Raw genomic sequence first — 24,963 nt, 5'->3', positions numbered from 1 at the left:
CTCGCGGCAGAGCTTTGTGTCATTCCAGCGCGGCGTGTGCGCGCACGTCGGGCAGGCCCCGCGCTGGAATGGCATAACACACCTCTCAAGCGTGGCTCGCGACCGCCCCAGTCAGCGCCAGATCACCGGCGCGGCCAACGTAGAAGGAGTCACAATGTTCAATAAAATCGTCAAAGAATTTAAGTGGGGACAACACAATGTCCGCCTGGAAACGGGTGAAATCGCTCGTCAGGCAAGCGGCGCGGTGATCGTCGATGTCGAAGATACCGTCGTGCTCGCGACCGTCGTCGGCGCGAAGACCGCCAAGCCGGGCCAGGACTTCTTCCCGCTGACCGTCGATTACCTCGAAAAGACCTACGCCGCCGGCAAGATTCCGGGCGGCTTCTTCCGCCGCGAAGGCCGTCCGTCGGAGGGCGAGACGCTCATCTCGCGCCTGATCGACCGTCCGCTGCGTCCGCTCTTCCCGGAAGGCTTCTATAACGAAGTGCAGGTCGTCATCCACGTCCTGTCGCTGAATCCGGACGTCCCGGCGGATATTCCCGCGCTGATCGGCGCATCGGCCGCGCTCGCCGTGTCGGGCCTGCCGTTCAACGGTCCGGTCGGCGCTGCGCGCGTCGCGTACATCAACAACGAGTACGTGCTGAACCCCACGCGCCCGCAGATGAAGGAATCGGCGCTCGATCTCGTCGTCGCCGGCACGGAACGCGCGGTGCTGATGGTGGAATCGGAGGCGCAGCAGCTTTCCGAAGAAGTGATGCTCGGCGCGGTCGTGTTCGGCCACGAGCAGATGCAGACGGCCATCGACGCAATCCATGAGCTCGTTCGCGAAGGCGGCAAGCCCGAGTGGGACTGGAAGCCCGCCGCGAAGAACGAAGCGCTCATCTCGCGCGTCACGGAAATCGCCAAGCCGGAACTGGAAGCCGCTTACCAGTTGCGCAACAAGCAGGCACGTTCGGCCAAGCTGAAGGAAGTCTACGCGGCGACCTCGGCGAAGCTCGCCGAGGAAGCAGTGGTGGCCGATGCGGCAACCATCGGCAACGTGTTGTTCGATATCGAAGCGCAGATCGTCCGCTCGCAGATCCTGAACGGCGAGCCGCGCATCGACGGTCGCGACACGCGCACGGTCCGCCCGATCGAAATCCGCACGGGCGTGTTGCCGCGCACGCACGGTTCGGCGCTCTTCACGCGTGGCGAAACGCAGGCGCTGGTCGTCGCGACGCTCGGCACGAAGGGCGACGAGCAGAACATCGACGCGCTCGAAGGCGAATATCGCGAGCGCTTCATGCTTCACTACAACATGCCCCCGTTCGCAACGGGCGAAACCGGCCGCGTCGGTTCGCCGAAGCGCCGTGAAATCGGTCACGGCCGTCTGGCCAAGCGCGCGCTGGTCGCGTGCCTGCCGGGCCCCGACGAATTCGGCTATTCCATCCGCGTCGTGTCGGAAATCACGGAATCGAACGGTTCGTCGTCGATGGCGTCGGTGTGCGGCGGCTGCCTCGCGCTGATGGACGCCGGCGTGCCAATGAAGGCGCACGTCGCGGGCATCGCAATGGGCCTGATCCTCGAAGGCAACAAGTTCGCGGTTCTGACCGACATCCTGGGCGACGAAGATCACCTCGGCGACATGGACTTCAAGGTGGCCGGCACGGCACAAGGCGTGACCGCGCTGCAGATGGACATCAAGATCCAGGGCATCACGAAGGAAATCATGCAGGTCGCGCTCGCGCAGGCGAAGGAAGGCCGCATGCACATCCTCGGCAAGATGACGGCTGCGGTTCCGCACACGAATACGGAACTGTCCGACTACGCGCCGCGCATGATCACCATCAAGATCAATCCGGAGAAGATCCGCGACGTGATCGGCAAGGGCGGCTCGGTGATCCGCGCGCTGACGGAAGAGACCGGCACGACCATCGACATTTCGGACGACGGCGTCGTGACGATCGCGAGCACGAGCGCGGAAGGCATGGCCGACGCGAAGAAGCGCATCGAGAACATCACGGCTGAAGTGGAAGTCGGCCAGGTCTACGAAGGCCCGGTGCTCAAGCTGCTCGACTTCGGCGCGATCGTGAACATCCTGCCGGGCAAGGACGGTCTGCTGCACATCTCGGAGATCGTCAACGAGCGCGTGAAGGACATCAACGACTATCTGAAGGAAGGCCAGATCGTGAAGGTCAAGGTCATCCAGACGGACGAAAAGGGTCGTGTGCGTCTGTCGGCGAAGGCGCTTCTGAACGAAGCCGCACAGCAGGCGGAACCCACGCATCCGCAGTCGTAATGCGGTAATGTGTAGACGGCCGGCCGCTGATGCGAGCCGGCCGTTTTCATGTATGACGCTTCGGACGCTATGCATTGTCCGACGCGTCATCGGACTCGATGGCAGTGTGCAGCGTGATTGTCACAGGCGCGCGCAGTGCCATCCGGTTCGAATGCACACTGAAGCTGGTCGGCACAGGGAGAGCATATGAAGGCCATCGAAATCACTGAGTTTGGCGCACCCGAAGTCCTGAAATTGGGCGAACGTCCGACACCTGCGCCGGGCAATTGCGAGGTGCTGATCAAGGTCGCCGCTTCCGGCGTCAACCGGCCGGACGTGTTCCAGCGCAAGGGCGCCTATGCGCCGCCGCCGGGTGCATCCGATCTGCCGGGGCTGGAAGTGGCCGGTGAAATCGTCGATGGCGATTTCGATCCCAAACACAACCCGTTCGGTCTGAAAAAAGGCGATCGCGTGTGCGCGCTGCTCGCGGGCGGCGGTTACGCCGAATATGCGGTCGCGCCGCTCGAACAGTGTCTGCCGGTGCCGAAGGGTTTGTCGGAGATCGAGGCCGCATCGTTGCCGGAGACGTTCTTCACCGTCTGGAGCAACGTGTTCGAGCGTGGTCAGCTCGGCGCAGGCGAGAACGGCGCGGAAGAGACGCTGCTCGTGCAGGGCGGATCGAGCGGCATCGGCGTGACGGCGATCCAGATCGCGAAGGCGCTCGGTTTTCGCGTCTTCGCCACGGCCGGCACCGACGAAAAATGCCGCGCGTGCGAAGCGCTCGGCGCCGAGCGCGCGATCAACTACAAGACGGAAGATTTCGTCGAAGTGGTGAAGTCGCTGACGAATGACCGTGGCGTCGACGTGATCCTCGACATGGTTGCCGGCGACTATCTCGCGCGCGAGCTCAAGGCACTGGCCGATGGCGGGCGCATCTGCGTGATCGCGCTGCTGGGCGGCGCCAAGGCGGAGATCAATCTGAACGACGTGCTGCGTCGGCGCCTCGTCATCACGGGTTCGACGCTGCGTCCGCGTCCGGTCGCGTTCAAGGCGAAGCTCGCGGCGAAGCTGAAGGAGCGTGTCTGGCCGGAAATCGAGGCGGGGCGCATCAAGCCGGTGATCCACCAAGTCTTCCCGGCGCACGATGCCGCCGCCGCGCACACGCTGATGGAAAGCAGCACGCACATCGGCAAGATCGTGCTCGACTGGCGTGAGGGCGCGTGACGTTTTCATGCGAAATCCGGCGTTTCACGTTGCGGCGCGTTTGACGGTTTGACCGGTTTCGTCGTAACACAGTAAAATCGCCTGTTTTGCAAGCAGTTTGCGGTTCGTAGCGGTTCATTTTTATAACAGGCGGTTCTTGCAAGCCGCCGCCGACTGACGAGACATATGTCCAGAGAACGAGCGAAACTGGTGGTGGGCAACTGGAAGATGCACGGTCGCATCAGTGACAACGCGACCCTGCTGACCGAAGTCGCCGCAGGGGCATCGGCTTTGCAAAAGGGTGTGCGTGTCGGCGTGTGCGTTCCGTGTCCTTATCTCGCGCAATCGCAGGCGCTTCTGAGCGGTTCGGTCGTGCAATGGGGTATTCAGGACGTGTCGGCGCATTCGGGCGGCGCGTTCACGGGCGAAGTCGCGGCAGAGATGGCGGCGGATTTTGGCGTCACGTATGCCATCGTCGGGCATTCGGAGCGACGCGCGTATCATCGCGAAAGTCCGGAACTCGTTGCGTCGAAGGCGCAGCGCGCGATCGAAGCGGGGCTCACGCCCATCGTGTGTGTCGGCGAGACGCTGGAAGAGCGCCAGGCGGGTACGACCGAGCAGATCATCGGCACGCAGCTCGACGCTGTATTGGCGATTCTGACGGAAGAGCAGGCGGCGGGCATCGTGGTCGCGTACGAACCGGTCTGGGCGATCGGAACGGGCAAGACCGCGCGTCCGGGCCAGGCGCAAGACGTTCACGCATTTCTGCGTCACAAGCTGCTGGAGAAGGGTGCATCGGTGGCGAGCGTGCCGCTTTTGTACGGCGGCAGTGTGAAGCCTGAAAATGCGGAAGAGCTGTTTGGGCAAAAAGACATCGACGGCGGGCTGATCGGCGGCGCATCGTTGAAGTCGAAGGATTTTCTGGCGATCTGCCGGGCGGCGCAAACCGTGACGCATTGAGCGTCGAGCGGCAAGCGGGCAGGGCAGGCGAAAGAGCATAGTGCGACACGAAGGTGTCACGGAAACATCAGGGATCGGGTGAGTTGAAATGCTGTATTTGAAGACATTGATTATCGTTGTCCAGTTGCTGTCGGCGCTGGGTGTTATCGGCCTCGTGCTGCTTCAGCATGGCAAGGGCGCGGACATGGGTGCTGCGTTCGGCAGCGGCGCATCCGGCAGTCTGTTCGGTGCGACGGGTTCGGCCAACTTTCTGTCGCGTACCACCGCTGTTCTCGCTGCGGTCTTTTTCGTCACGACGCTGACGCTGACCTATCTCGGAAGCTACAAGCCGCAAACGTCGGCGGGTGTGTTGGGTGGCGCCGCGCCCGTGCCGACATCGGCTCCGGCGGCAGCATCGGCGGGCTCTGCACCTGCTTCCGCACCGGTCGCATCGTCCGCGCCGGGCGCCGACGTGCCTAAATAACGACAGAACGAATTTTTCGCATAATCTGCATTTTGTGCGTTGAACAATTCGTAGGGCCCAGTTATAATTCAAGTCTTGAAGCGATTCGCGGCAATTTAGAAGTAGTTTTCCCGGATTGCAGTACAGTGCCGACGTGGTGAAATTGGTAGACACGCTATCTTGAGGGGGTAGTGGCGAAAGCTGTGCGAGTTCGAGTCTCGCCGTCGGCACCAAAGTTATCCAATGCCAGCCGCTTGCTTCGCTTCGGCTGGCATTGTCACTTCTGGAGTACCCTTACGTTTTCATGGCGGCATAGACAGCGTCAAAGCGGTTGTCACAGTGTGCTGATATCGTGAGCGGTCCCAAGTGCATTCTCCCGCCGGGTGGTCCGTCCCGGCTGAAGGTCCCAATCAATAACAGACCACATCTACCGATCAGAGGATAGCCTTGAACCTCGCACCCTATTACCCCGTCTTCTTGTTTCTCGTAGTGGGCCTAGGTTTAGGTATTGCGTTGATCAGCGTCGGCAAGATTCTCGGTCCCAACAAGCCTGACACGGAGAAGAACGCGCCGTACGAGTGCGGCTTCGAAGCCTTCGAAGACGCGCGTATGAAGTTCGATGTGCGTTACTATCTCGTCGCGATTCTTTTCATCATTTTCGACCTTGAAACGGCGTTCCTGTTCCCGTGGGGTGTGTCCCTGCGCGATATCGGCTGGCCCGGCTTCATCGCGATGATGATTTTTCTGCTCGAATTTTTGCTCGGTTTCGCCTACATCTGGAGAAAGGGCGGGCTCGACTGGGAATGACAGTTAGATCACCGGATTCATGGGCGGCTTTGGCTGGCTGCTCATCTGGAGTGGAAAACAAATGAGTATCGAAGGGGTCTTGAAGGAAGGCTTTGTCACCACTACGGCTGACAAGCTCATCAACTGGACGCGCACCGGCTCCCTGTGGCCGATGACGTTCGGTCTCGCGTGCTGCGCGGTCGAGATGATGCACGCGGGCGCCGCCCGTTACGATCTGGACCGTTTCGGCGTGGTGTTTCGTCCGAGTCCGCGCCAGTCCGACGTGATGATCGTCGCCGGCACGCTGTGCAACAAGATGGCGCCCGCACTTCGTAAGGTGTACGACCAGATGGCCGAGCCGCGCTGGGTCATTTCGATGGGTTCGTGCGCGAACGGCGGTGGCTACTACCACTATTCATATTCCGTCGTGCGCGGCTGCGACCGGATCGTGCCGGTCGACGTGTACGTTCCTGGTTGTCCTCCGACCGCCGAAGCGCTGGTCTACGGCGTGATCCAGTTGCAGGCGAAGATTCGCCGCACCAACACCATCGCCCGTCAGTAAGGGCCTGAGTCTCCCCAAACTATGGCAAGCAAACTCGAGACCCTCAAAGCGAACCTCGAGACGGCGTTTGGCGACCGTCTCCAGAGCATCACGGAGTCGCTGGGTCAGGTGACGGTCGTCGTCAAGGCGGCCAACTATCTGGACGTCTGCGAGCAGTTGCGCGATGACCCGTCGCTGCGCTTCGAGCAGCTCATGGATCTCGCCGGCGTCGACTATTCGACCTACGGCGATGGTGCCTACGACGGTCCGCGATTCGCGGCCGTCAGCCATCTTCTCTCGATCACGAACAACTGGCGCGTGCGCGTGCGCGTATTCGCTCCGGACGACGAAGTGCCCATCGTGCCTTCGGTGGTCGATATCTGGACGTCGGCGAACTGGTACGAGCGTGAAGCGTTCGACCTCTACGGCATCGTGTTCGAAGGCCATCCCGACCTGCGCCGCATTCTCACGGACTATGGCTTCATCGGCCATCCGTTCCGCAAGGACTTCCCGGTTTCCGGCTATGTGGAAATGCGCTACGACCCGGAAGAGAAGCGCGTGGTCTATCAGCCCGTGACGATCGAACCGCGCGAAATCACGCCGCGCGTGATCCGCGAAGATCGCTATGGCGGTCTGAAACATTAAGAGAACGCCATGGCAGAGATCAAGAATTACACGCTGAACTTTGGCCCGCAGCACCCGGCAGCGCACGGCGTGCTGCGTCTCGTACTGGAACTCGACGGCGAAGTGATCCAGCGCGCCGACCCGCACATCGGTCTGCTGCATCGCGCGACCGAGAAGCTGGCCGAGACCAAGACCTTCATCCAGTCGGTGCCGTACATGGACCGTCTCGACTACGTGTCGATGATGGTCAACGAGCACGGCTACGTGATGGCCATCGAGAAGCTGCTCGGCATCGACGTGCCGGTGCGCGCGAAATACATCCGCGTGCTGTTCGACGAAATCACGCGCGTGCTGAATCACCTGATGTGGATCGGCTCGCACGCGCTCGACGTCGGCGCGATGGCGGTGTTCCTCTATGCGTTCCGCGAGCGCGAAGATCTGATGGACGTCTACGAGGCGGTGTCGGGCGCGCGCATGCACGCGGCGTACTATCGTCCGGGCGGCGTCTATCGCGATCTGCCGGACGCAATGCCGCAATACAAGGCGTCCAAGATCCGCAACGCGAAAGCGCTCGACAGGATGAACGAGAACCGTCAGGGTTCGTTGCTCGACTTCATCGAGGATTTCTTCAATCGTTTCCCGGGCTGTGTCGACGAGTACGAAACGCTGCTCACCGACAACCGCATCTGGAAGCAGCGTCTCGTGGGCATCGGCGTGGTGAGTCCGGAGCGCGCGTTGCAGATGGGCCTGTCCGGCGCGATGCTGCGCGGCTCGGGCATCGAGTGGGACTTGCGCAAGAAGCAGCCGTACGAAGTGTACGACCAGCTCGACTTCGATATTCCCGTCGGCGTGAATGGCGATTGCTATGACCGCTATCTGGTGCGCGTGGAAGAAATGCGCCAGTCGACCCGCATCGCCAAACAGTGCATTGCGTGGCTGCGCAAGAATCCCGGCCCTGTGATGGTCGATAATCACAAGGTTGCGCCGCCGTCGCGCGTCGGCATGAAGAGCAACATGGAAGAGCTGATTCACCATTTCAAGCTCTTCACCGAAGGCTTCCACGTGCCGGAAGGCGAAACGTACGCGGCGGTCGAGCATCCGAAGGGCGAGTTTGGCATCTACCTGATTTCGGATGGCGCGAACAAGCCGTATCGCCTGAAGATTCGCGCGCCGGGCTATGCGCACCTCGCATCGCTCGACGAAATGGCGCGAGGCCACATGATCGCCGACGCTGTGACGATCATCGGTACGCAAGACATCGTGTTCGGCGAGATCGATCGCTGATTTCATCGCCACCTGCACGGCGCGCGCATCGGGCGCCGTTCATGGAAATGCGAACGCAATAACAGGAATCCGCAGGAACGCCAGGTCTGCCGCAACATGAAGGGCGCGGCAGGTTTTCGTTCGGTAGGAATTGAAAGAGTCGTGTCTGAAAATGATCTCAGCTGAAGGCCTGAAAGAAATCGATCGCGCGGTCGCAAAGTATCCCGCCGAGCAAAAGCAATCGGCGGTGATGGCGGCGCTCGCTGTCGCTCAGGAAGAGCATGGTTGGCTCTCGCCCGATCTCATGCAGTTCGTGGCCGATTACCTGAGCATGCCGCCGGTCGCGGTGCAGGAAGTCGCCACGTTCTACACGATGTACGAGCTGAAGCCGGTCGGCAAACACAAGATCACGTTGTGCACGAATCTGCCTTGCCAGCTCGGGCCGGACGGCGGTTCGGACAGCGCCGCCGAGTATCTCAAGCAGAAGCTTGGAATCGATTTCGGCGAGACCACCGCGGACGGCAAGTTCACGCTGAAAGAAGGCGAGTGCTTTGGCGCATGTGGCGACGCACCGGTGATGCTCGTGAACAACCACCGTATGTGCAGCTTTATGAGCCGCGAGAAGATCGACCAGTTGATCGAGGAACTTTCGAAATGACGTCACTCCACGATCGTCACATCAAGCCGCTGATCCTCGCTGGCCTCAACGGCGAGAACTGGCATCTCGAGGATTACGTTGCGCGCGGCGGCTACAAGCAGCTGCGCCGTATTCTCGAAGAAAAGATTCCGGCCGAGCAGGTGATCGCCGACGTCAAGGCGTCGGGTCTGCGCGGCCGCGGCGGTGCGGGCTTCCCGACCGGCCTGAAGTGGAGCTTCATGCCGCGTCAGTTCCCGGGGCAGAAATATCTCGTCTGCAACTCGGACGAAGGCGAGCCGGGCACGTTCAAGGATCGCGACATCCTGCGCTGGAATCCGCACGCGCTGATCGAAGGCATGGCCATCGGCGCTTACGCGATGGGCATCACCGTCGGCTACAACTACATCCACGGCGAGATTTTCGAAGTCTATCGGGTGTTCGAAGCGGCGCTCGAAGAAGCGCGCGCGGCCGGCTATCTCGGCGCGAACATTCTCGGCTCCGGCTTCTCGTTCGAGCTGTATGCGCATCATGGTTACGGTGCGTACATCTGCGGCGAAGAAACCGCGCTGCTCGAATCGCTGGAAGGCAAGAAGGGCCAGCCGCGCTTCAAGCCGCCGTTCCCGGCGAGCTTCGGCGTGTACGGCAAGCCGACCACCATCAACAACACCGAGACCTTTGCGGCCGTGCCGTTCCTGCTGGAAGTCGGCCCGCAGAATTATCTCGAACTCGGCAAGCCGAACAACGGCGGCACCAAGATCTTCTCCGTGTCCGGCGACGTCAATCGTCCGGGCAACTACGAGGTTCCGCTCGGCACGCCGTTCTCGACGCTGATGGAACTGGCGGGCGGCGTGCGCGGCAGGTCGGTCAAGGCCGTGATTCCGGGCGGTTCGTCCGCGCCGGTCGTGCCGGGCGACATGATGCTCGCAACCGACATGGACTACGATTCGATCGCGAAGGCCGGTTCGATGCTGGGTTCGGGAGCGGTCATCGTGATGAACGAAACGCGCTGCATGGTGCGTTCGCTGCTGCGCCTGTCGTACTTCTACTATGAAGAGTCGTGCGGTCAGTGCACGCCTTGCCGCGAAGGCACCGGCTGGCTATACCGCGTGGTGCATCGGATCGAGCATGGTCTTGGCCGCAAGGAAGATCTGGATCTGCTCAACTCGGTCGCCGAGAACATCATGGGTCGCACGATCTGCGCGCTCGGCGATGCAGCGGCGATGCCCGTGCGCGGCATGCTCAAGCACTTCTGGGACGAATTCGAATATCACGTCGAGCACAAGCATTGTCTCGTCGGCGGGCACGCGCATCACGCGAGCACCGAAGCGCTTACCGCGTAATCAGGCGCGCAGTCAGATGCGCGAGACAAGGGTTGAGGATCTCTATCCATCATGGTTGAACTAGAAATTGACGGCAAGACGGTCGAGGTGCCTGAAGGCAGCATGGTGATCCAGGCTGCGCACAAGGTCGATACTTACATTCCTCACTTCTGCTATCACAAGAAGCTCTCGATCGCGGCGAACTGCCGGATGTGCCTCGTCGAAGTCGAAAAGATGCCGAAGGCCGTCCCCGCCTGCGCGACGCCCGTGTCGGCCGGCATGATCGTGCGCACCACCTCCGACAAGGCCGTGAAGGCGCAACAGTCGGTGATGGAATTCCTGCTCATCAATCACCCGCTCGATTGCCCGATCTGCGATCAGGGCGGCGAGTGCCAGTTGCAGGATCTGGCTGTCGGTTACGGCAAGTCGCAGTCGCGCTATAGCGAAGAAAAGCGCGTGGTGTTCCACAAGAACGTGGGTCCGCTCATCTCGATGGAAGAGATGTCGCGCTGCATCCACTGCACGCGCTGCGTGCGCTTCGGCCAGGAAATCGCCGGCGTGATGGAACTCGGCATGCTGGGCCGCGGCGAGCATTCGGAAATCACGTCGTTCGTCGGGAAGACGGTGGATTCGGAACTGTCGGGCAACATGATCGATCTGTGCCCGGTCGGCGCCCTGACCAGCAAGCCCTTCCGCTACAGCGCGCGGACGTGGGAACTGTCGCGCCGCAAGTCGGTGAGCCCCCACGATTCGGTCGGCGCGAACCTCGTCGTGCAAGTGAAGAACAATCGTGTGATGCGCGTTCTGCCGATGGAGAACGAAGCCATCAACGAATGCTGGATTTCGGACAAGGACCGCTTCTCGTACGAAGGCCTGAACAGCGACGAGCGTCTCACCACGCCGATGCTCAAGCAAGGCGGCAACTGGATCGAAACCGACTGGCAGACCGCGCTCGAATACGTCGCGAAGGGTCTGAAGGGCATCAAGGCGGATCATGGCGCGAATGCCATCGCCGCACTGGCCACGCCGCACGGCACGGTCGAAGAACTGCATCTGCTGAAGCAACTGGCTGAAGGCGTCGGTACGCCGAATATCGATTTCCGTCTGCGTCAGAGCGATTTCTCGGCGCCGGCCGGCATCGGTGCGCCCTGGCTCGGCACGAAGATCGCGGATCTGTCGACCATCGACACCGCCTTCGTGATCGGCTCGTTCCTGCGCCGCGATCATCCGCTGTTCGCCGCACGTCTGCGTCAGGCCGCGAAGAACGGCGCGAAGATCACGTTCCTCAACGCCAGCAACGACGACTCGCTGATCCCGACCGCGCATCGCCTGGTCGCCGCGCCTTCCGCGTGGCTCGATCAGCTCGCGAGCATCGCGGCGGCGGTTGGCGAAGCGCGCGGCGTCGCAGTGCCGGACGCGTTCGCGGGCCGCGAAGCATCGGCGGCGGCGAAGGATGTCGCGGCATCGCTGTCGGCGGGCGAAGAGCGCGTGGTGCTGCTCGGCAACCTCGCGGTTCAGCATCCTGACTTTGCACAGATTCAGGCGGCGGCCCAGTGGATCGCCGACAATACCGGCGCGACGCTCGGCTTCCTCACGGAAGGCGCGAATTCGGTCGGCGCGCATCTCGTCGATGCATTGCCGGGCGAGGGCGGTCTCAACGCACGCGAAGTGTTCGAGCAGCCGCGCAAGGCTTACGTGCTGCTGAACGCCGAACCGGAATACGACACGGCCAATCCGACGCAGGCCATCGCTGCGCTCAAGGCGGCGGAGATGGTCGTCGTGATGTCGCCGTTCAAGCATGGCATGGACTACGCGGACGTGTTGCTGCCGATCGCGCCGTTCACGGAAACGTCGGGCACGTTCGTCAACGCGGAAGGCACGGCGCAGTCGTTCAACGGCGTTGTGCGCGCGCTGGGCGACACGCGTCCGGGCTGGAAGGTGTTGCGCGTGCTGGGCACGATCCTCGGCCTGCCGGGCTTCGAGTTCGACACGGCTGAAGAAGTGCGCATCGCCGCGCTCGGTACCGGCGATCTGACCGCGCGTCTGTCGAACAAGACGACGGTGCAAGCGAAGCGCGCGGCATCGAACGTCGCGCTGAACGGCAGCGGCCTGCAGCGTCTCGCCGATGTGCCGATCTATCACGCCGATGCGCTCGTGCGCCGCGCGCCGTCGCTGCATCTGACGGCGGCCGCACGCGACGCGAACGTCGCCGGTTTGCCGACCGCGCTCTTCGACAAGCTCGGTCTGAAGGACGGCGAAGCAGTGCGTATCAAGCAAGGCAATCTGTCGGTGACGTTGCCCGCGGTCCGCGACGCGAATCTCGCGGAGTCGGTGGTCCGCGTGTCGGCGGGCACGGCGGCTGGCGCCGCGCTCGGCGGCCTGTTCGGTGAACTGGTAGTGGAGAAGGCGTAAAAATGGGCTTGTTCGATACGATCAACGCAGGCGGCACGCAGATTCTCGGCGTCGCATGGCCGACGGTGTGGGCGCTCGTCCGCATCCTCGTGGTTTCGGTGGTCATCCTGCTGTGCGTGGCGTACCTGATTCTCTGGGAACGCAAGCTCATCGGCTGGATGCACGTGCGTCTCGGCCCGAATCGCGTCGGCCCGGCCGGTCTGCTGCAGCCGATCGCGGACGTGCTGAAGCTTCTGCTCAAGGAAGTGATTCAGCCGACAGCGGCCAGCAAGTGGATCTACATGATCGCGCCGATCATGACCGTGGTGCCCGCGTTCGCGGTCTGGGCGGTGATTCCGTTCCAGGCGCAGGCGGTGCTCGGCGACATCAACGCCGGTCTCCTGTACGCCATGGCGATCTCGTCGATCGGCGTGTACGGCGTGATTCTCGCGGGCTGGGCGTCGAACTCGAAGTACGCGTTCCTCGGCGCGATGCGCGCCGCGGCGCAGATGGTGTCCTACGAAATCTCGATGGGCTTCGCACTCGTCGTGGTGCTGATGGTCGCGGGCACGCTGAACATGTCCGACATCGTGCACTCGCAACAGCGCGGCATGTTCGCGGGCTGGGGCGTCAACTTCCTGTCGTGGAACTGGCTGCCGCTCCTGCCGATGTTCGTCGTGTACTTCATTTCGGGCATCGCTGAAACCAACCGTCACCCGTTCGACGTGGTGGAAGGCGAATCGGAAATCGTCGCGGGTCACATGATCGATTACTCGGGCATGGCGTTCGCGCTGTTCTTCCTCGCCGAGTACATCAACATGATCGTGATCTCCGCGATCGCCACGACGCTGTTCCTCGGCGGCTGGGATGCACCGTTCGGCTTCCTGTCTTTCATTCCGGGCGTATTCTGGTTCGTTTTCAAGGTTTTCCTGCTGCTGTCGGTGTTCATCTGGGCGCGTGCGACTTTCCCGCGTTACCGCTACGACCAGATCATGCGTCTGGGTTGGAAGGTGTTCCTGCCGGTGTCGGTGATCTGGGTGGTCGTGGTCGGCTTCTGGATCATGTCGCCGCTCAACATCTGGAAGTGAGACAAGGGCGGACGAAATCATCATGAACGCAATTCAGAACTTCTTCAAAACCTTCTTCCTGACCGAGCTGCTGAAGGGTCTGGCGCTGACGGGCCGGTACACGTTCCAGCGCAAGATCACGGTGCAGTTCCCGGAGGAAAAGACCCCGATCTCGCCGCGGTTCCGCGGTCTGCATGCGCTGCGCCGGTACGAAAACGGCGAAGAACGCTGCATCGCCTGCAAGCTGTGCGAAGCGGTGTGCCCGGCGATGGCGATCACGATCGAATCGGAAACGCGCGCGGACAACACCCGTCGCACGACGCGTTACGACATCGACCTGACCAAGTGCATTTTCTGCGGTTTCTGCGAAGAGAGCTGCCCGGTCGATTCGATCGTCGAGACGCACATCCTCGAATATCACGGCGAAAAGCGCGGCGATCTGTACTTCACGAAGGACATGCTGCTCGCCGTGGGCGATCGTTACGAAACGGAAATCGCCGCGTCGAAGGCGGCGGACGCGCCTTATCGCTGATATGAGTTCGATGCCGGAACCAGGAGTTCCGGCATCGCGCCAGAGCGATTTTGTTGTTGCTGTTTGGCACACTGCGGCGTGCGCCGAGGTCGTGTTCTGTCCGTTCGAAGGGCGAGCCGACCACGAGCGCCGACACACCATGCCTGATGATGGCCTAACGATGAACCGGTAATCATGGAATTCACAACCGTACTGTTCTATATCTTCGCGCTGCTGCTGACCGTGTCGGCGCTGAAGGTGATCACCTCGCGCAACCCGGTGTCATCCGCGCTCTTCCTCGTGCTCTCGTTCTTCAACGCGGCCGCGATCTGGATGTTGCTGCAAGCCGAATTCCTCGCGATTCTGCTGGTTCTCGTGTACGTGGGCGCCGTGATGGTGCTGTTCCTCTTCGTCGTGATGATGCTCGACATCAACATCGATGTCCTGCGGCGAGATTTCAAGCGCTTCGTGCCGCTCGCGAGCATCGTCGGCGCGATCATCGTGATCGAGACGGCGCTGATCCTGTGGCACGGCTATGGCGCGACGACGACCCCGCTGCGCGACGCTTCGGCCGGCGCGGGCGTTTCGGGCGCGGCGCTGATGCCGAACACGCAACTGATCGGCAAGGTCATCTACACGGACTACATCTTCGCATTCGAAATCGCGGGCCTCGTGCTGCTTGTCGCGATCATCGCGGCGATCTCGCTCACGATCCGCGACAAGAAGGACAAGAAGACGCAAACGGTCAGCCAGCAGGTCAAGGTGCGCGCGCAAGACCGCGTGCGCATCGTGAAGATGAAGTCCGAGACAGAGGCGCCTGACGCCGCTACGGAGCCTGCCGTGACCGGAAACATCGGCGCGGGCACGGTCGATAACAAGGGCTGAGCGCGAAGGAGAAATCGAATATGTTGAGTCTTGCCCATTACCTCGTGCTCGGTGCGATCCTGTTTGCGATCAGCATCGTCGGCATCTTCCTGAACCGGCGCAACGTCATCATCATCCTGATGGCCATCGAATTGATGCTGCTCGCGGTGAACACCAATTTCGTCGCGTTCTCGCACTATCTGGGCGACGTGCACGGCCAGATTTTCGTGTTCTTCGTGCTGACCGTGGCTGCGGCTGAAGCCGCGATCGGTCTCGCGATTCTCGTGACCCTGTTCCGTAGCCTCGACACGATCAACGTCGAGGACCTCGATCAGCTCAAAGGTTAATTTCAGGCAAGGCTGTTATGTCCACGACACTCAATGAAAACCTCCTGCTCGCGGTCCCGCTGGCGCCGCTGGCCGGCTCGCTGATCGCAGGGCTATTCGGGAAGGCGGTAGGGCGCAAGGGCTCGCATCGCATCACGATCCTCGGCGTCTTCATCTCGTTCATCCTCTCCGCGATCGTCTTCAACGACGTGATGCACGGCGCGAGCTTCAACGCGACCATCTACGAGTGGATGAACGTCGGCACGCTCAAGATGGAAGTCGGCTTCCTGGTCGACTCGCTCACGGCAATGATGATGGTCATCGTGACCTTCGTCTCGCTGATGGTGCACATCTACACGATCGGCTACATGGCAGACGAAGAAGTCGGCTACGAGCGCTTCTTCTCGTACATCTCGCTCTTCACGTTCTCGATGCTGATGCTCGTCATGAGCAACAACTTCCTGCAACTGTTCTTCGGCTGGGAAGCGGTGGGTCTCGTGTCGTACCTGCTGATCGGCTTCTACTTCACGCGTGAGAGCGCGATCTACGCCAACATGAAGGCGTTCATCGTGAACCGCGTGGGCGACTTCGGTTTTCTGCTGGGCATCGGCCTGCTGCTCGCGTTCTCCGGTTCGCTGAATTACGGCGACGTCTTCGCCCAAGGCGACAAGCTCGCGACGATGACGTTCCCCGGCACGCAATGGGGTCTGCTGACGGTCGCGTGCGTGTGCCTCTTCATCGGCGCGATGGGTAAGTCGGCGCAGTTCCCGCTGCACGTCTGGCTGCCGGACTCGATGGAAGGCCCGACGCCGATCTCCGCGCTGATTCACGCGGCGACCATGGTGACGGCCGGCATTTTCATGGTGACGCGCATGTCGCCGCTCTTCGAGCATTCGGATGCAGCGCTTTCGTTCGTCACGGTGATCGGCGCGATCACGGCCTTGTTCATGGGCTTCCTCGGCGTCGTTCAGAACGACATCAAGCGCGTCGTCGCGTATTCCACGCTCTCGCAGCTCGGCTACATGACGGTTGCGCTCGGCGTATCGGCGTATCCGGTCGCCGTGTTCCACCTCGGCACGCACGCGTTCTTCAAGGCGCTGCTGTTCCTCGGCGCGGGCTCGGTCATCATCGGCATGCACCACGATCAGGACATGCGCAACATGGGCGGCCTGCGCAAGTACATGCCGATCACCTGGATCACGTCGCTGATCGGGTCGCTCGCGCTGATCGGCACGCCGTTCTTCTCGGGCTTCTACTCGAAGGACTCGATCATCGAAGCCGTGAAGTACTCGCATCTGGCGGGCTCGGGCTTCGCGTATTTCGCGGTGGTCGCGAGCGTGTTCGTCACGTCGCTGTACTCGTTCCGCATGTATTTCATGGTGTTCCACGGCGAAGAACGCTTCCGCGGTCCGAAGCATCCCGACTCGCCGATGGGCCAGGCCGAAGCGCACGGTCACGGTCATGACTCGCACGGTCACGACGATCATGGTCACGGCCACGCTCACGTGCCGCATGAAACGCCCTGGGTGGTGACGCTGCCGCTCGTGCTGCTCGCGATTCCGTCGATCATCATCGGCGCGATCATGATCGGCCCGATGATCTACGGCGACTTCTTCGCGCACGGCGTCGCGTTCGACAAGGTGATCTTCATCGGCGAGAACCACGAAGGCCTGAAGGAAATGGCCGAAGAGTTCCACGGCTGGGTCGCGATGGCGCTGCACGGCATCATCACGCCGGGACCGGTGTGGCTCGCGGCGCTGGGTGTGATCGTCGCGTGGTTCTTCTATATGAAGCGTCCGGATCTGCCGGCGGTCGTCGCCAAGACCTTCCGCCCGATCTACGTGCTGCTCGACAACAAGTACTACTGCGACAAGATCAACGAGGTCGTATTCGCGAAGGGCGCGGTCGCCATCGGCCGTGGCTTGTGGAAAGAGGGCGATGTGGTCGTCATCGACGGCATCGTCAACGGCAGTGCGCGGTTCATGGGCTGGTTCGCCGGTGTGATCCGCTTCCTTCAATCCGGTTACATCTATCACTACGCGTTCGCCATGATTATCGGCATGTTGGGGCTCTTGACCCTGTTTGTGACGCTCGGCGGCAAATAAGGCGAGGGATCCTATGCACTCTTTTCCGATTCTCAGTGTCGCGATCTGGCTGCCGATCATTTTCGGCCTGCTGGTGCTCGCAGTTGGTAACGATCAGAACCCGGCGCCCGCGCGCTGGGTGGCGCTGGTCGGCTCGGTGCTCGGGCTGATCGTCACCATTCCGCTCATCACCGGCTTCGATACGTCGACGGCCGCGCTGCAGTTCGTCGAGCAGTCGAACTGGATCGAACGCTTCAACATCACGTACCACCTCGGTGTGGACGGCATCTCGATGTGGTTCGTCGTGCTGACCGCGCTCATCACGGTGATCGTCGTGATCGCCGGCTGGGAAGTGATCACCGAGCGCGTGTCGCAGTACATGGCCGCGTTCCTGATCCTCTCGGGCATCATGATCGGCGTGTTCTCGACGGCGGATGGTTTGCTGTTCTACGTATTCTTCGAGGCCACGCTCATTCCGATGTACATCATCATCGGCGTGTGGGGCGGCCCGAATCGCGTGTACGCGGCGTTCAAGTTCTTCCTGTACACGCTGGCCGGTTCGCTTCTGATGCTGGTCGCGCTGCTGTACCTCTATACGCAGACGCACACGTTCGATCTCGCCACGTGGCACGCCGCGAAGCTCGACATGACGCCGCAGGTGCTGCTCTTCATAGCGTTCTTCCTGGCCTTCGCCGTGAAGGTGCCGATGTGGCCGGTGCACACGTGGCTGCCTGACGCGCACGTGGAAGCGCCGACGGGCGGCTCGGTCGTGCTGGCGGCGATCATGCTGAAGCTGGGCGCATACGGTTTCCTGCGCTTCTCGCTGCCGATCGCCCCGGACGCGAGCCATTTCCTCGCGCCTGTCGTCATCACGCTGTCGCTGATCGCGGTGATCTACATCGGCCTCGTCGCACTCGTGCAGGCCGACATGAAGAAGCTCGTCGCGTATTCGTCGATCGCGCACATGGGCTTCGTCACGCTCGGCTTTTTCATGTTCGGCCCGTCGAGCCAGCTCGGCGTCGAAGGCGCGATCATCCAGATGATCTCGCACGGCTTCATCTCCGGCGCGATGTTCCTTTCGATCGGCGTGCTCTATGACCGCGTCCACTCGCGTCAGATCGCGGATTACGGCGGTGTCGTCAACACGATGCCGAAGTTCGCCGCGTTCGCGATGCTCTTCGCGATGGCCAACTGCGGCCTGCCGGGCACCTCGGGTTTCGTCGGCGAATTCATGGTGATTCTGGCGGCCGTAAAGTACAACTTCTGGATCGCCTTCCTCGCCACGTTCACGCTGATTCTCGGCGCGGCCTACACGCTGTGGATGTACAAGCGCGTGTACTTCGGCGCGGTCGCGAACGACCACGTCGCGAAGCTCAAGGACATCAACAAGCGCGAGTTCCTGATGCTCGCCATCCTCGCGCTCTTCACGCTGTACATGGGCCTGCATCCGAAGCCCTTTACCGATGTGATGCACGAATCCGTGGCAAACCTTCTCTCCCACGTCGCGCAGTCCAAGCTGCCGCTGGCTCAGTAACGTCGTGCGGAGGAACTAAAAGATCATGCAAAACGCTTCTATGAGTATTCTTTGGCCTGACGCGATCCTGATGGGCGCGGTCGTTCTGGCCTGGCTGAACGACACGGTGTTCGGCGAGAAGAGCCGCGGCACGACGTATCTGATCGCGCTCGTCTCGACGATCGTCGTCGGCGTGTGGTTCGCCGTCACGGCGCTCGACCCGACGCCGCATTACTTCTTCACGCGCATGTACATCGTCGATCCGTTCGCGAGCGCGATGAAGGCGGTGGTGTGTCTCGGCTACGCGGTGTCGATCATCTATTCGAAGAAGTATCTCGAAGACCGCGATCTGTTCCGCGGCGACTTCTTCCTGCTCGGGATGTTCTCGCTGCTCGGCCAGTGCGTGATGATTTCGGGCAACAACTTCCTGACGCTGTATCTCGGCCTGGAACTGATGTCGCTGTCGCTGTACGCGGTGATCGCGCTGCGCAAGGACTCGCCGCAAGCCAATGAATCGGCGATGAAGTACTACGTGCTCGGCGCGCTCGCATCCGGCTTCCTGCTGTACGGCATCTCGATGCTCTATGGCGCGACCGGCTCGCTCGAACTGAACGAAGTGCTGAAGGCCGTCGCTTCGGGCCGCATCAACGATGCTGTCCTTCTGTTCGGCGTGATCTTCGTCGTGGCGGGCGTCGCGTTCAAGATGGGCGCCGTGCCGTTCCACATGTGGGTGCCGGACGTCTATCAAGGCGCGCCGACCGCGATGACGCTGCTCACCGGCGGCGGTCCGAAGGTCGCGGCATTCGCGTGGGGCCTGCGCTTCCTCGTGATGGGTCTGCTGCCGTTCGCGGTGGACTGGCAGGAAATGCTCGTGATCCTCGCGGCGTTGTCGCTGATCGTCGGCAACATCACGGGTATCGTGCAGAAGAACATCAAGCGGATGCTCGCTTACTCGGCCATCTCCAACATGGGCTTCGTGCTGCTCGGCCTGCTCGCCGGCGTGGTCGACGGCAAGGTGACGGGCGCGGCGGGCGCATACAGCTCGGCGATGTTCTACAGCATCATCTATCTCGTGACGACGCTCGGCACCTTCGGTGTGGTGATGCTGCTCGCGCGCCGCGACTTCGAAGCCGAAATGCTCGAAGACTTCAAGGGCCTGAATCAGCGCAGCCCCGTGTTCGCGTTCGTCATGATGATCATGATGTTCTCGCTCGCCGGCATTCCGCCGACGGTCGGCTTCTACGCGAAGCTCGCCGTGCTCGAAGCGACGATGAACGCTGGCCTCACGTGGCTCGCCGTTCTCGCCGTGATGACCTCGCTCGTGGGCGCGTTCTACTACCTGCGTGTCGTGAAGCTGATGTACTTCGATGCGCCGCAAGACGCATCGCCGATCGTCGCCGGCGGCCTCAACCGCTCGCTGCTCGCATTCAACGGCCTGGCCGTGCTGGTGCTCGGCCTCGTGCCGGGTCCGCTGATGACGGCGTGCCTGACGGCGATCTCGCACACGCTGCCGCTGTAATGTCGGCGGCAGGCTGGTTCATCGTCCTGTTGGCGCTCGTTCTCGCCAATGTGCCGTTCCTGAATCAGCGTCTCTTCGCCCTCGTCCCGGTGCGCCTTGCGGCGCCGACGGGACGCAAGGCGGCGAAGAAGAGCGCGTGGATTCGCATCGGCGAGCTGATCGTTCTTTACTTCGTGGTCGGCGCGCTCGGCTTCATGCTCGAAGCGCGCGCCGGCAACCGATTCGATCAGGGATGGCAGTTTTATGCCGTCACCTTCAGTCTCTTCATCGTGCTGGCCTTCCCGGGCTTCACGTATCAGTATCTCGTCAAACGCCGCTGACGGCTTTCCGCCGTCGGCAGCTTGCTTCAAAAGCACAGGGCTCAAGATGGCAGATCATTCCCCGATTCCCGGCAACGACGACGGCCTCATCGAAAAGAAGGTCGAAAGCGTTACGTTGCACGAGGGCAAATTCCTCACGTTGAAGCGCGATACCGTGGAATTGCCCGACGGCAAGCACGCGACGCGCGAGTTCGTCGAGCATCCCGGTGCAGTGATGATCCTGCCGGTCTTCGACGACGGCCGCGTGCTGCTCGAACGCCAGTTCCGTTATCCGGTGGGTCGCGTGCTGCTCGAATTTCCGGCGGGCAAGCTCGATCCCAACGAAGACGAACTGACGTGCGCGAAGCGCGAACTGCAGGAAGAGACGGGCTACACGGCGCGCGAGTGGACATTCCTCACGCGCATCCATCCGGTGATTTCGTATTCGACCGAGTTCATCGACATTTATCTTGCGCGCGGCCTGCATGCGGGCGATGCAAAGCTCGACGAGGGCGAGTTCCTCGAAACCTTCATCGCCGACGAAGTGCAGTTGATGAACTGGGTGAAGGACGGCAGCATCAGCGACGTGAAGACGATCATCGGTGTCTTCTGGCTGGAGAAAATTCGCTCGGGCGAATGGAAGCTCGGCGAGACGATCACGGACTGATCGATTGCCATTCGGATCATGCAAAAGCGGCTTCGTCAGCCGCTTTTGTCGTTTTTGCGTCATCAAAAGCGTCGAAGGGGCCGACCGGCTAGAATGAATGATTCGTCGCGCGGCGGTAGTCGGCATCTGTCCGATTTTTAGAACGATCGTTCACAAAACGCGATTTTGAGATAAACTTCACCGAAGCCCCATCAGCATGAAGGTCCTCGATTTAAAGTGCTCGCACGAACACCGGTTCGAAGGCTGGTTTGCCTCGACCGAGGAGTTCGAGTCGCAGTTGTCGCGCAAGCTGGTTGCGTGTCCGGTTTGCTCGGCGACGGACGTGAGCCGCATGCCGTCCGCGCCGCGCCTGAATCTGTCGTCGGCGCGAGGCGAGGCGGCGCCGCAGGCTACGCAGGCGCAAGCCGCGCCCGAGTCGGCGGCGCTTCAGGCGCGCGCGTTGAAGTTCATGCGCGAGTTGATCGAGAAGACCGAAAACGTGGGCGATCGGTTTGCCGAGGAGGCGCGGCGCATTCACTATAACGAAGCGCCGGCGCGCAACATTCGCGGCGTCACGACGCCTGAAGACGCGCATGCCTTGCTCGAGGAAGGGATCGACGTGATGCCGTTGCCTGTTCCGGAAGCATTGAAGGAGCCGCTGCAGTAAGTCTTGCGCGCGGCGTCTCTGCTGGCTCCGGGATGAGCCATAAGGGAGACTCCGCGCATGAACCTCAGCTATTCCCCCGCCGACGACGCCTTTCGCGCCGACGTCCGCATCTGGCTCGAAGCCAGTCTTCCTCGCGCGCTGCGCGACAAAGTTCTCCATCACAAGCGTCTGACCCGCGACGATTACGCGAACTGGCACAAGCTGCTCGCGTCGCGCGGATGGTCGGCCGTCGCGTGGCCGAAGGAATACGGCGGTCCCGGCTGGGACGTGACGCAGCGGCATATCTGGGACGAGGAGTGCGCCCGCGCCGGCGCGCCGATGGTGTTGCCCTTCGGCGTAATGATGGTCGCGCCGGTGCTCATGAAATACGGCAGCGACGAGCAGAAGTCGCGCTATCTCCCGCGCATTCTCGACAGCACTGACTGGTGGTGCCAGGGCTACTCGGAACCCGGCTCGGGCTCCGATCTCGCGTCGCTGCGCACGCGCGCCGAACGACGCGGCGATCGCTACATCGTGAACGGGCAGAAGACCTGGACCACGCTCGGCCAGCACGCCGACATGATGTTCTGCCTCGTGCGCACCGATCCCGAAGCGAAGAAACAGGAAGGCATCTCGTTTCTTCTGATCGACATGAAGACGCCGGGCATCACCGTTCGCCCGATCATCACGCTCGACGAGGATCACGAAGTCAACGAAGTCTTTTTCGAGGACGTCGAAGTGCCGGCGGAGAATCTCGTCGGCGAGGAAAATCGCGGCTGGACGTATGCGAAGTATCTGCTCGGACACGAGCGCACGGGCATTGCGCGCGTCGGGCTGTCGAAGCGCGAGTTGCTGTTTCTCAAGCGACTCGCTCTGGACAGCAACAAGGCCGGCAAGCCGCTCCTGCACGATCCGGTCTTCGCCGCGAAAATCGCCGCGCTCGAAATCGAATTGATGGCGCTCGAAGTCACGGTTCAGCGCGTGATCGCGAGCGAGGCGGGCGGCAAGGGGCCGGGACCGGAAGCGTCGATGCTGAAGATCAAAGGCACCGAAGTGCAGCAGGCGCTGACCGAGTTGATGGTCGAAGCAATCGGCCCGCAGGCAGCCGCGTTCGATCCCGCATTCCTCGAAGGCGAGCGCCCGCATAGCATCACGGGCGACGACGATGCCGCGCCGCTCGCCGCGTATTACTTCAACTTCCGCAAGACATCGATCTACGGCGGCTCGAACGAGATTCAAAAGAACATCATCGCGCAGATGATTCTGGGACTTTGAGGAGCGGCGCATGGACTTTACTTTCAGCGATGAACAGCAGCAGTTCCGCGATGCGCTGCGCCGTTATCTCGACAAGGAATATGCGTTCGATGCGCGGCAGAAGATCGTCGCGTCGGAGGCGGGCGTCGATGAAAAACATTGGCGCGCGTTCGCCGAACTGGGTCTCCTCGCGTTGCCGGTACCCGAAGCGCAGGGCGGCTTCGATGGCGGTCCGGTCGACATGCTCGTCGCGATGCAGGAGCTCGGTCGCGCGCTCGTCGTCGAACCGTATTGGGCGACGGCCGTGGGCATCGAAGCGTTGCGGCTCGGCGCGCAGAAGGGCAGTGGGTTCGCCGGCGAGTTGCTCGAACGGGCGGGGCGCGGCGAGATACGTCTTTCGGTCGCGTTCCACGAGCCGCATGCGCGCTACGATCTCTTCGATCTGCGCACCACCGCGAGCGGCGAAGGCGAGCGCTTCACACTGGAAGGCACGAAGTCGATGGTCCAGCACGGCGCGCAAGCCGATTACTGGATCGTGCCGGCGCGCGTGGAAGGCGAAGTGGCGCTGTTCATCGTCGGGAAAGATGCGGCGAAGGTCGGCATCACCGAGTACCGCACTATCGACGGGCAGCGCGCCGCGACGCTCACCTTCGACGAGACGCCCGCGACGCGCCTCGCTGGCCGCGATACCGGCGCCGCGACCTTCGAGCGGATCGCCGACTACGCGACATTTCTGCTATGCGCGGAAGCGCTCGGCGCACTCGATGCGCTCAATCGCGCGACCGTCGACTATACGAAGGAACGCCAGCAGTTCGGCATGCCGATCGCGCGCTTTCAGGCGTTGCAGCATCGTATGGTCGAGATGTTGATCCACGCGGAGCAGGCGCGCTCGATCACCTATCTGGCCGCCGCGCGTTACGCGAGCGACGATGCCGCGTTGCGCGCACAGGCCATCTCGGCCGCGAAGGTGCGCGTCGGTCAGGCCGCGCGCTTCGTCGGGCAACAGGCGGTGCAGTTGCACGGCGGCATGGGCATGACCAACGAACTGCCCGCGGCGCACTGGTTCAAGCGCCTGTCGATCATCGAGACGACGCTTGGCGATGTCGATCATCATCTCGCGCGCTTCGCGGCGCTGCCCGCTTTTTCCGTTACCGAAGACTGATGCTCATCGAGGAGCTTTTGCATGAAATACGCCTACGAAGATTTCGATATCGGCAGTGCAGTGCAGTTGAGCGCGCACACGTTCACGAGAGAAGAGATCGTCGGATTCGCCGAGCGTTATGATCCGCAGCCTTTTCATCTGTCGGAGGCGGCCGGCGAGGCGTCGCATTTCGGCGGACTCGTCGCGAGCGGCTGGAACACGTGTTCCGCGATGATGGGCATCCTCGTGCGCGATATGGTCGGCGATTCGACGTCGATGGGCTCACCCGGCCTCGATAACATTCGCTGGATCAAGCCGGTGCGCGTCGGCGATACGGTGCGGCTCACCGTGCGTGTGCTCGACAAGCGCGTGTCGAAGAGCAAGCCGGATCGTGGGATCGTGCAGACGCGATGGGAGGCGCACAATCAGCATGGCGAGCTCGTGCTGACGGTGGATTCTGCGGCGCTGTTTGGATTGCGCAAGCCGGGTGGGGAGGGATGAGGACGGCGCTGGGAGCCCTGGTGCGGTTGGGGTTTTCGCGGGATCCCGTTTTCTTTTTGGTTTATTAGCACTGCCCCTGTGCGGGGCGGCAGTCACTTTCTTTGCTGCTGTGTATAGACCGGGGACATAGCTGACAGATCCGCGGGGACATGGTTGACACTTTCAGGCA

24 protein-coding genes and 1 tRNA gene are annotated in these 24,963 nt (G+C 61.9%); all 25 read left to right on the top strand.

From position 1 onward, the window contains the following. Positions 1–154: 154 nt before the first annotated feature. The 25 genes from pnp (at position 155) to QCE73_RS08515 (ending at position 24,794) form a co-directional block, all read left to right on the top strand. On the top strand, positions 155–2,278 hold the full coding sequence (pnp, locus tag QCE73_RS08635; RefSeq protein WP_035503007.1) for a polyribonucleotide nucleotidyltransferase: 2,124 nt from the start codon (positions 155–157) through the stop codon (positions 2,276–2,278). Positions 2,279–2,464: 186 nt separating this feature from the next. Further along, positions 2,465–3,481, top strand: coding sequence for an NAD(P)H-quinone oxidoreductase (locus QCE73_RS08630; RefSeq protein ID WP_309880724.1), 1,017 nt, complete (start codon positions 2,465–2,467; stop codon positions 3,479–3,481). A gap of 165 nt (positions 3,482–3,646) precedes the next feature. Next, on the top strand, positions 3,647–4,420 hold the full coding sequence (gene tpiA, locus QCE73_RS08625) for a triose-phosphate isomerase (protein ID WP_035503004.1): 774 nt from the start codon (positions 3,647–3,649) through the stop codon (positions 4,418–4,420). 88 nt (positions 4,421–4,508) lie between these two features. Further along, the gene (secG, locus tag QCE73_RS08620) at positions 4,509–4,883 is read left to right on the top strand and encodes a preprotein translocase subunit SecG (RefSeq protein ID WP_238293864.1); all 375 of its coding nucleotides are present in this window, start codon (positions 4,509–4,511) and stop codon (positions 4,881–4,883) included. Between the two features lie 127 nt (positions 4,884–5,010). Further along, positions 5,011–5,095: transfer RNA gene (locus tag QCE73_RS08615), tRNA-Leu, on the top strand. Positions 5,096–5,309: 214 nt separating this feature from the next. Further along, positions 5,310–5,669, top strand: coding sequence for an NADH-quinone oxidoreductase subunit A (locus QCE73_RS08610; RefSeq protein ID WP_309880722.1), 360 nt, complete (start codon positions 5,310–5,312; stop codon positions 5,667–5,669). A 61-nt stretch (positions 5,670–5,730) separates the two neighbouring features. Beyond that, positions 5,731–6,210 (top strand): NADH-quinone oxidoreductase subunit B family protein, encoded by a 480-nt coding sequence (locus QCE73_RS08605; RefSeq protein WP_006052903.1) that lies wholly within the window; start codon positions 5,731–5,733, stop codon positions 6,208–6,210. 21 nt (positions 6,211–6,231) lie between these two features. Then, positions 6,232–6,834 carry an NADH-quinone oxidoreductase subunit C gene (locus QCE73_RS08600; RefSeq protein WP_035503001.1) on the top strand — a complete coding sequence of 201 codons (603 nt, stop codon included), beginning with the start codon at positions 6,232–6,234 and terminating at the stop codon, positions 6,832–6,834. A gap of 9 nt (positions 6,835–6,843) precedes the next feature. Then, positions 6,844–8,097, top strand: coding sequence for an NADH-quinone oxidoreductase subunit D (locus QCE73_RS08595; RefSeq protein ID WP_238293860.1), 1,254 nt, complete (start codon positions 6,844–6,846; stop codon positions 8,095–8,097). Positions 8,098–8,248: 151 nt separating this feature from the next. Continuing rightward, a complete protein-coding gene (gene nuoE / locus QCE73_RS08590; RefSeq protein WP_035502997.1) occupies positions 8,249–8,734 on the top strand; it encodes an NADH-quinone oxidoreductase subunit NuoE in 486 nt (161 codons plus the stop codon). Continuing rightward, a complete protein-coding gene (gene nuoF, locus QCE73_RS08585; protein ID WP_309880718.1) occupies positions 8,731–10,053 on the top strand; it encodes an NADH-quinone oxidoreductase subunit NuoF in 1,323 nt (440 codons plus the stop codon). The genes nuoE and nuoF overlap by 4 nt, the downstream gene beginning before the upstream one ends. A gap of 51 nt (positions 10,054–10,104) precedes the next feature. Next, complete coding sequence (gene nuoG / locus QCE73_RS08580; protein ID WP_309880716.1) at positions 10,105–12,444, top strand: NADH-quinone oxidoreductase subunit NuoG; 2,340 nt, start codon at positions 10,105–10,107, stop codon at positions 12,442–12,444. A gap of 2 nt (positions 12,445–12,446) precedes the next feature. Next, positions 12,447–13,511: an NADH-quinone oxidoreductase subunit NuoH gene (gene nuoH / locus QCE73_RS08575; protein ID WP_309880715.1), complete on the top strand. Its 1,065-nt coding sequence runs from the start codon at positions 12,447–12,449 to the stop codon at positions 13,509–13,511. A 22-nt stretch (positions 13,512–13,533) separates the two neighbouring features. Continuing rightward, the gene (nuoI, locus tag QCE73_RS08570; RefSeq protein WP_008341734.1) at positions 13,534–14,022 is read left to right on the top strand and encodes an NADH-quinone oxidoreductase subunit NuoI; all 489 of its coding nucleotides are present in this window, start codon (positions 13,534–13,536) and stop codon (positions 14,020–14,022) included. A 174-nt stretch (positions 14,023–14,196) separates the two neighbouring features. Continuing rightward, complete coding sequence (locus tag QCE73_RS08565; protein WP_035502989.1) at positions 14,197–14,886, top strand: NADH-quinone oxidoreductase subunit J; 690 nt, start codon at positions 14,197–14,199, stop codon at positions 14,884–14,886. A gap of 20 nt (positions 14,887–14,906) precedes the next feature. Beyond that, positions 14,907–15,212 carry an NADH-quinone oxidoreductase subunit NuoK gene (gene nuoK, locus QCE73_RS08560; protein WP_007588140.1) on the top strand — a complete coding sequence of 102 codons (306 nt, stop codon included), beginning with the start codon at positions 14,907–14,909 and terminating at the stop codon, positions 15,210–15,212. Positions 15,213–15,229: 17 nt separating this feature from the next. Continuing rightward, entirely contained in the window at positions 15,230–17,296 is a 2,067-nt protein-coding gene (nuoL, locus tag QCE73_RS08555) for an NADH-quinone oxidoreductase subunit L (protein ID WP_309880712.1), read from the top strand. Positions 17,297–17,309: 13 nt separating this feature from the next. After that, entirely contained in the window at positions 17,310–18,809 is a 1,500-nt protein-coding gene (locus QCE73_RS08550) for an NADH-quinone oxidoreductase subunit M (RefSeq protein ID WP_029672460.1), read from the top strand. A gap of 25 nt (positions 18,810–18,834) precedes the next feature. Continuing rightward, positions 18,835–20,307 carry an NADH-quinone oxidoreductase subunit NuoN gene (nuoN, locus tag QCE73_RS08545; RefSeq protein ID WP_035502986.1) on the top strand — a complete coding sequence of 491 codons (1,473 nt, stop codon included), beginning with the start codon at positions 18,835–18,837 and terminating at the stop codon, positions 20,305–20,307. Then, complete coding sequence (locus QCE73_RS08540) at positions 20,307–20,627, top strand: DUF2818 family protein (protein ID WP_250483759.1); 321 nt, start codon at positions 20,307–20,309, stop codon at positions 20,625–20,627. Before nuoN ends, QCE73_RS08540 begins: the two co-directional genes overlap by 1 nt. 46 nt (positions 20,628–20,673) lie before the next feature. Then, positions 20,674–21,273, top strand: a complete 600-nt coding sequence (locus QCE73_RS08535) for an NUDIX hydrolase (protein ID WP_309880710.1) — start codon at positions 20,674–20,676, stop codon at positions 21,271–21,273. Between the two features lie 196 nt (positions 21,274–21,469). Next, positions 21,470–21,919, top strand: coding sequence for a DUF1178 family protein (locus tag QCE73_RS08530; RefSeq protein ID WP_309880708.1), 450 nt, complete (start codon positions 21,470–21,472; stop codon positions 21,917–21,919). 57 nt (positions 21,920–21,976) lie between these two features. After that, positions 21,977–23,173, top strand: coding sequence for an acyl-CoA dehydrogenase family protein (locus QCE73_RS08525; protein WP_309880706.1), 1,197 nt, complete (start codon positions 21,977–21,979; stop codon positions 23,171–23,173). 10 nt (positions 23,174–23,183) lie between these two features. Beyond that, the gene (locus QCE73_RS08520; protein WP_309880704.1) at positions 23,184–24,314 is read left to right on the top strand and encodes an acyl-CoA dehydrogenase; all 1,131 of its coding nucleotides are present in this window, start codon (positions 23,184–23,186) and stop codon (positions 24,312–24,314) included. Between the two features lie 21 nt (positions 24,315–24,335). Further along, positions 24,336–24,794: a MaoC family dehydratase gene (locus QCE73_RS08515; protein ID WP_309880702.1), complete on the top strand. Its 459-nt coding sequence runs from the start codon at positions 24,336–24,338 to the stop codon at positions 24,792–24,794. The last annotated feature ends 169 nt before the right edge of the window (positions 24,795–24,963 follow it).

This window comes from Caballeronia sp. LZ029 (assembly GCF_031451275.1).
GTDB lineage: Bacteria > Pseudomonadota > Gammaproteobacteria > Burkholderiales > Burkholderiaceae > Caballeronia > Caballeronia jiangsuensis.
This window is presented reverse-complemented; position numbering and strand designations above follow the sequence as displayed.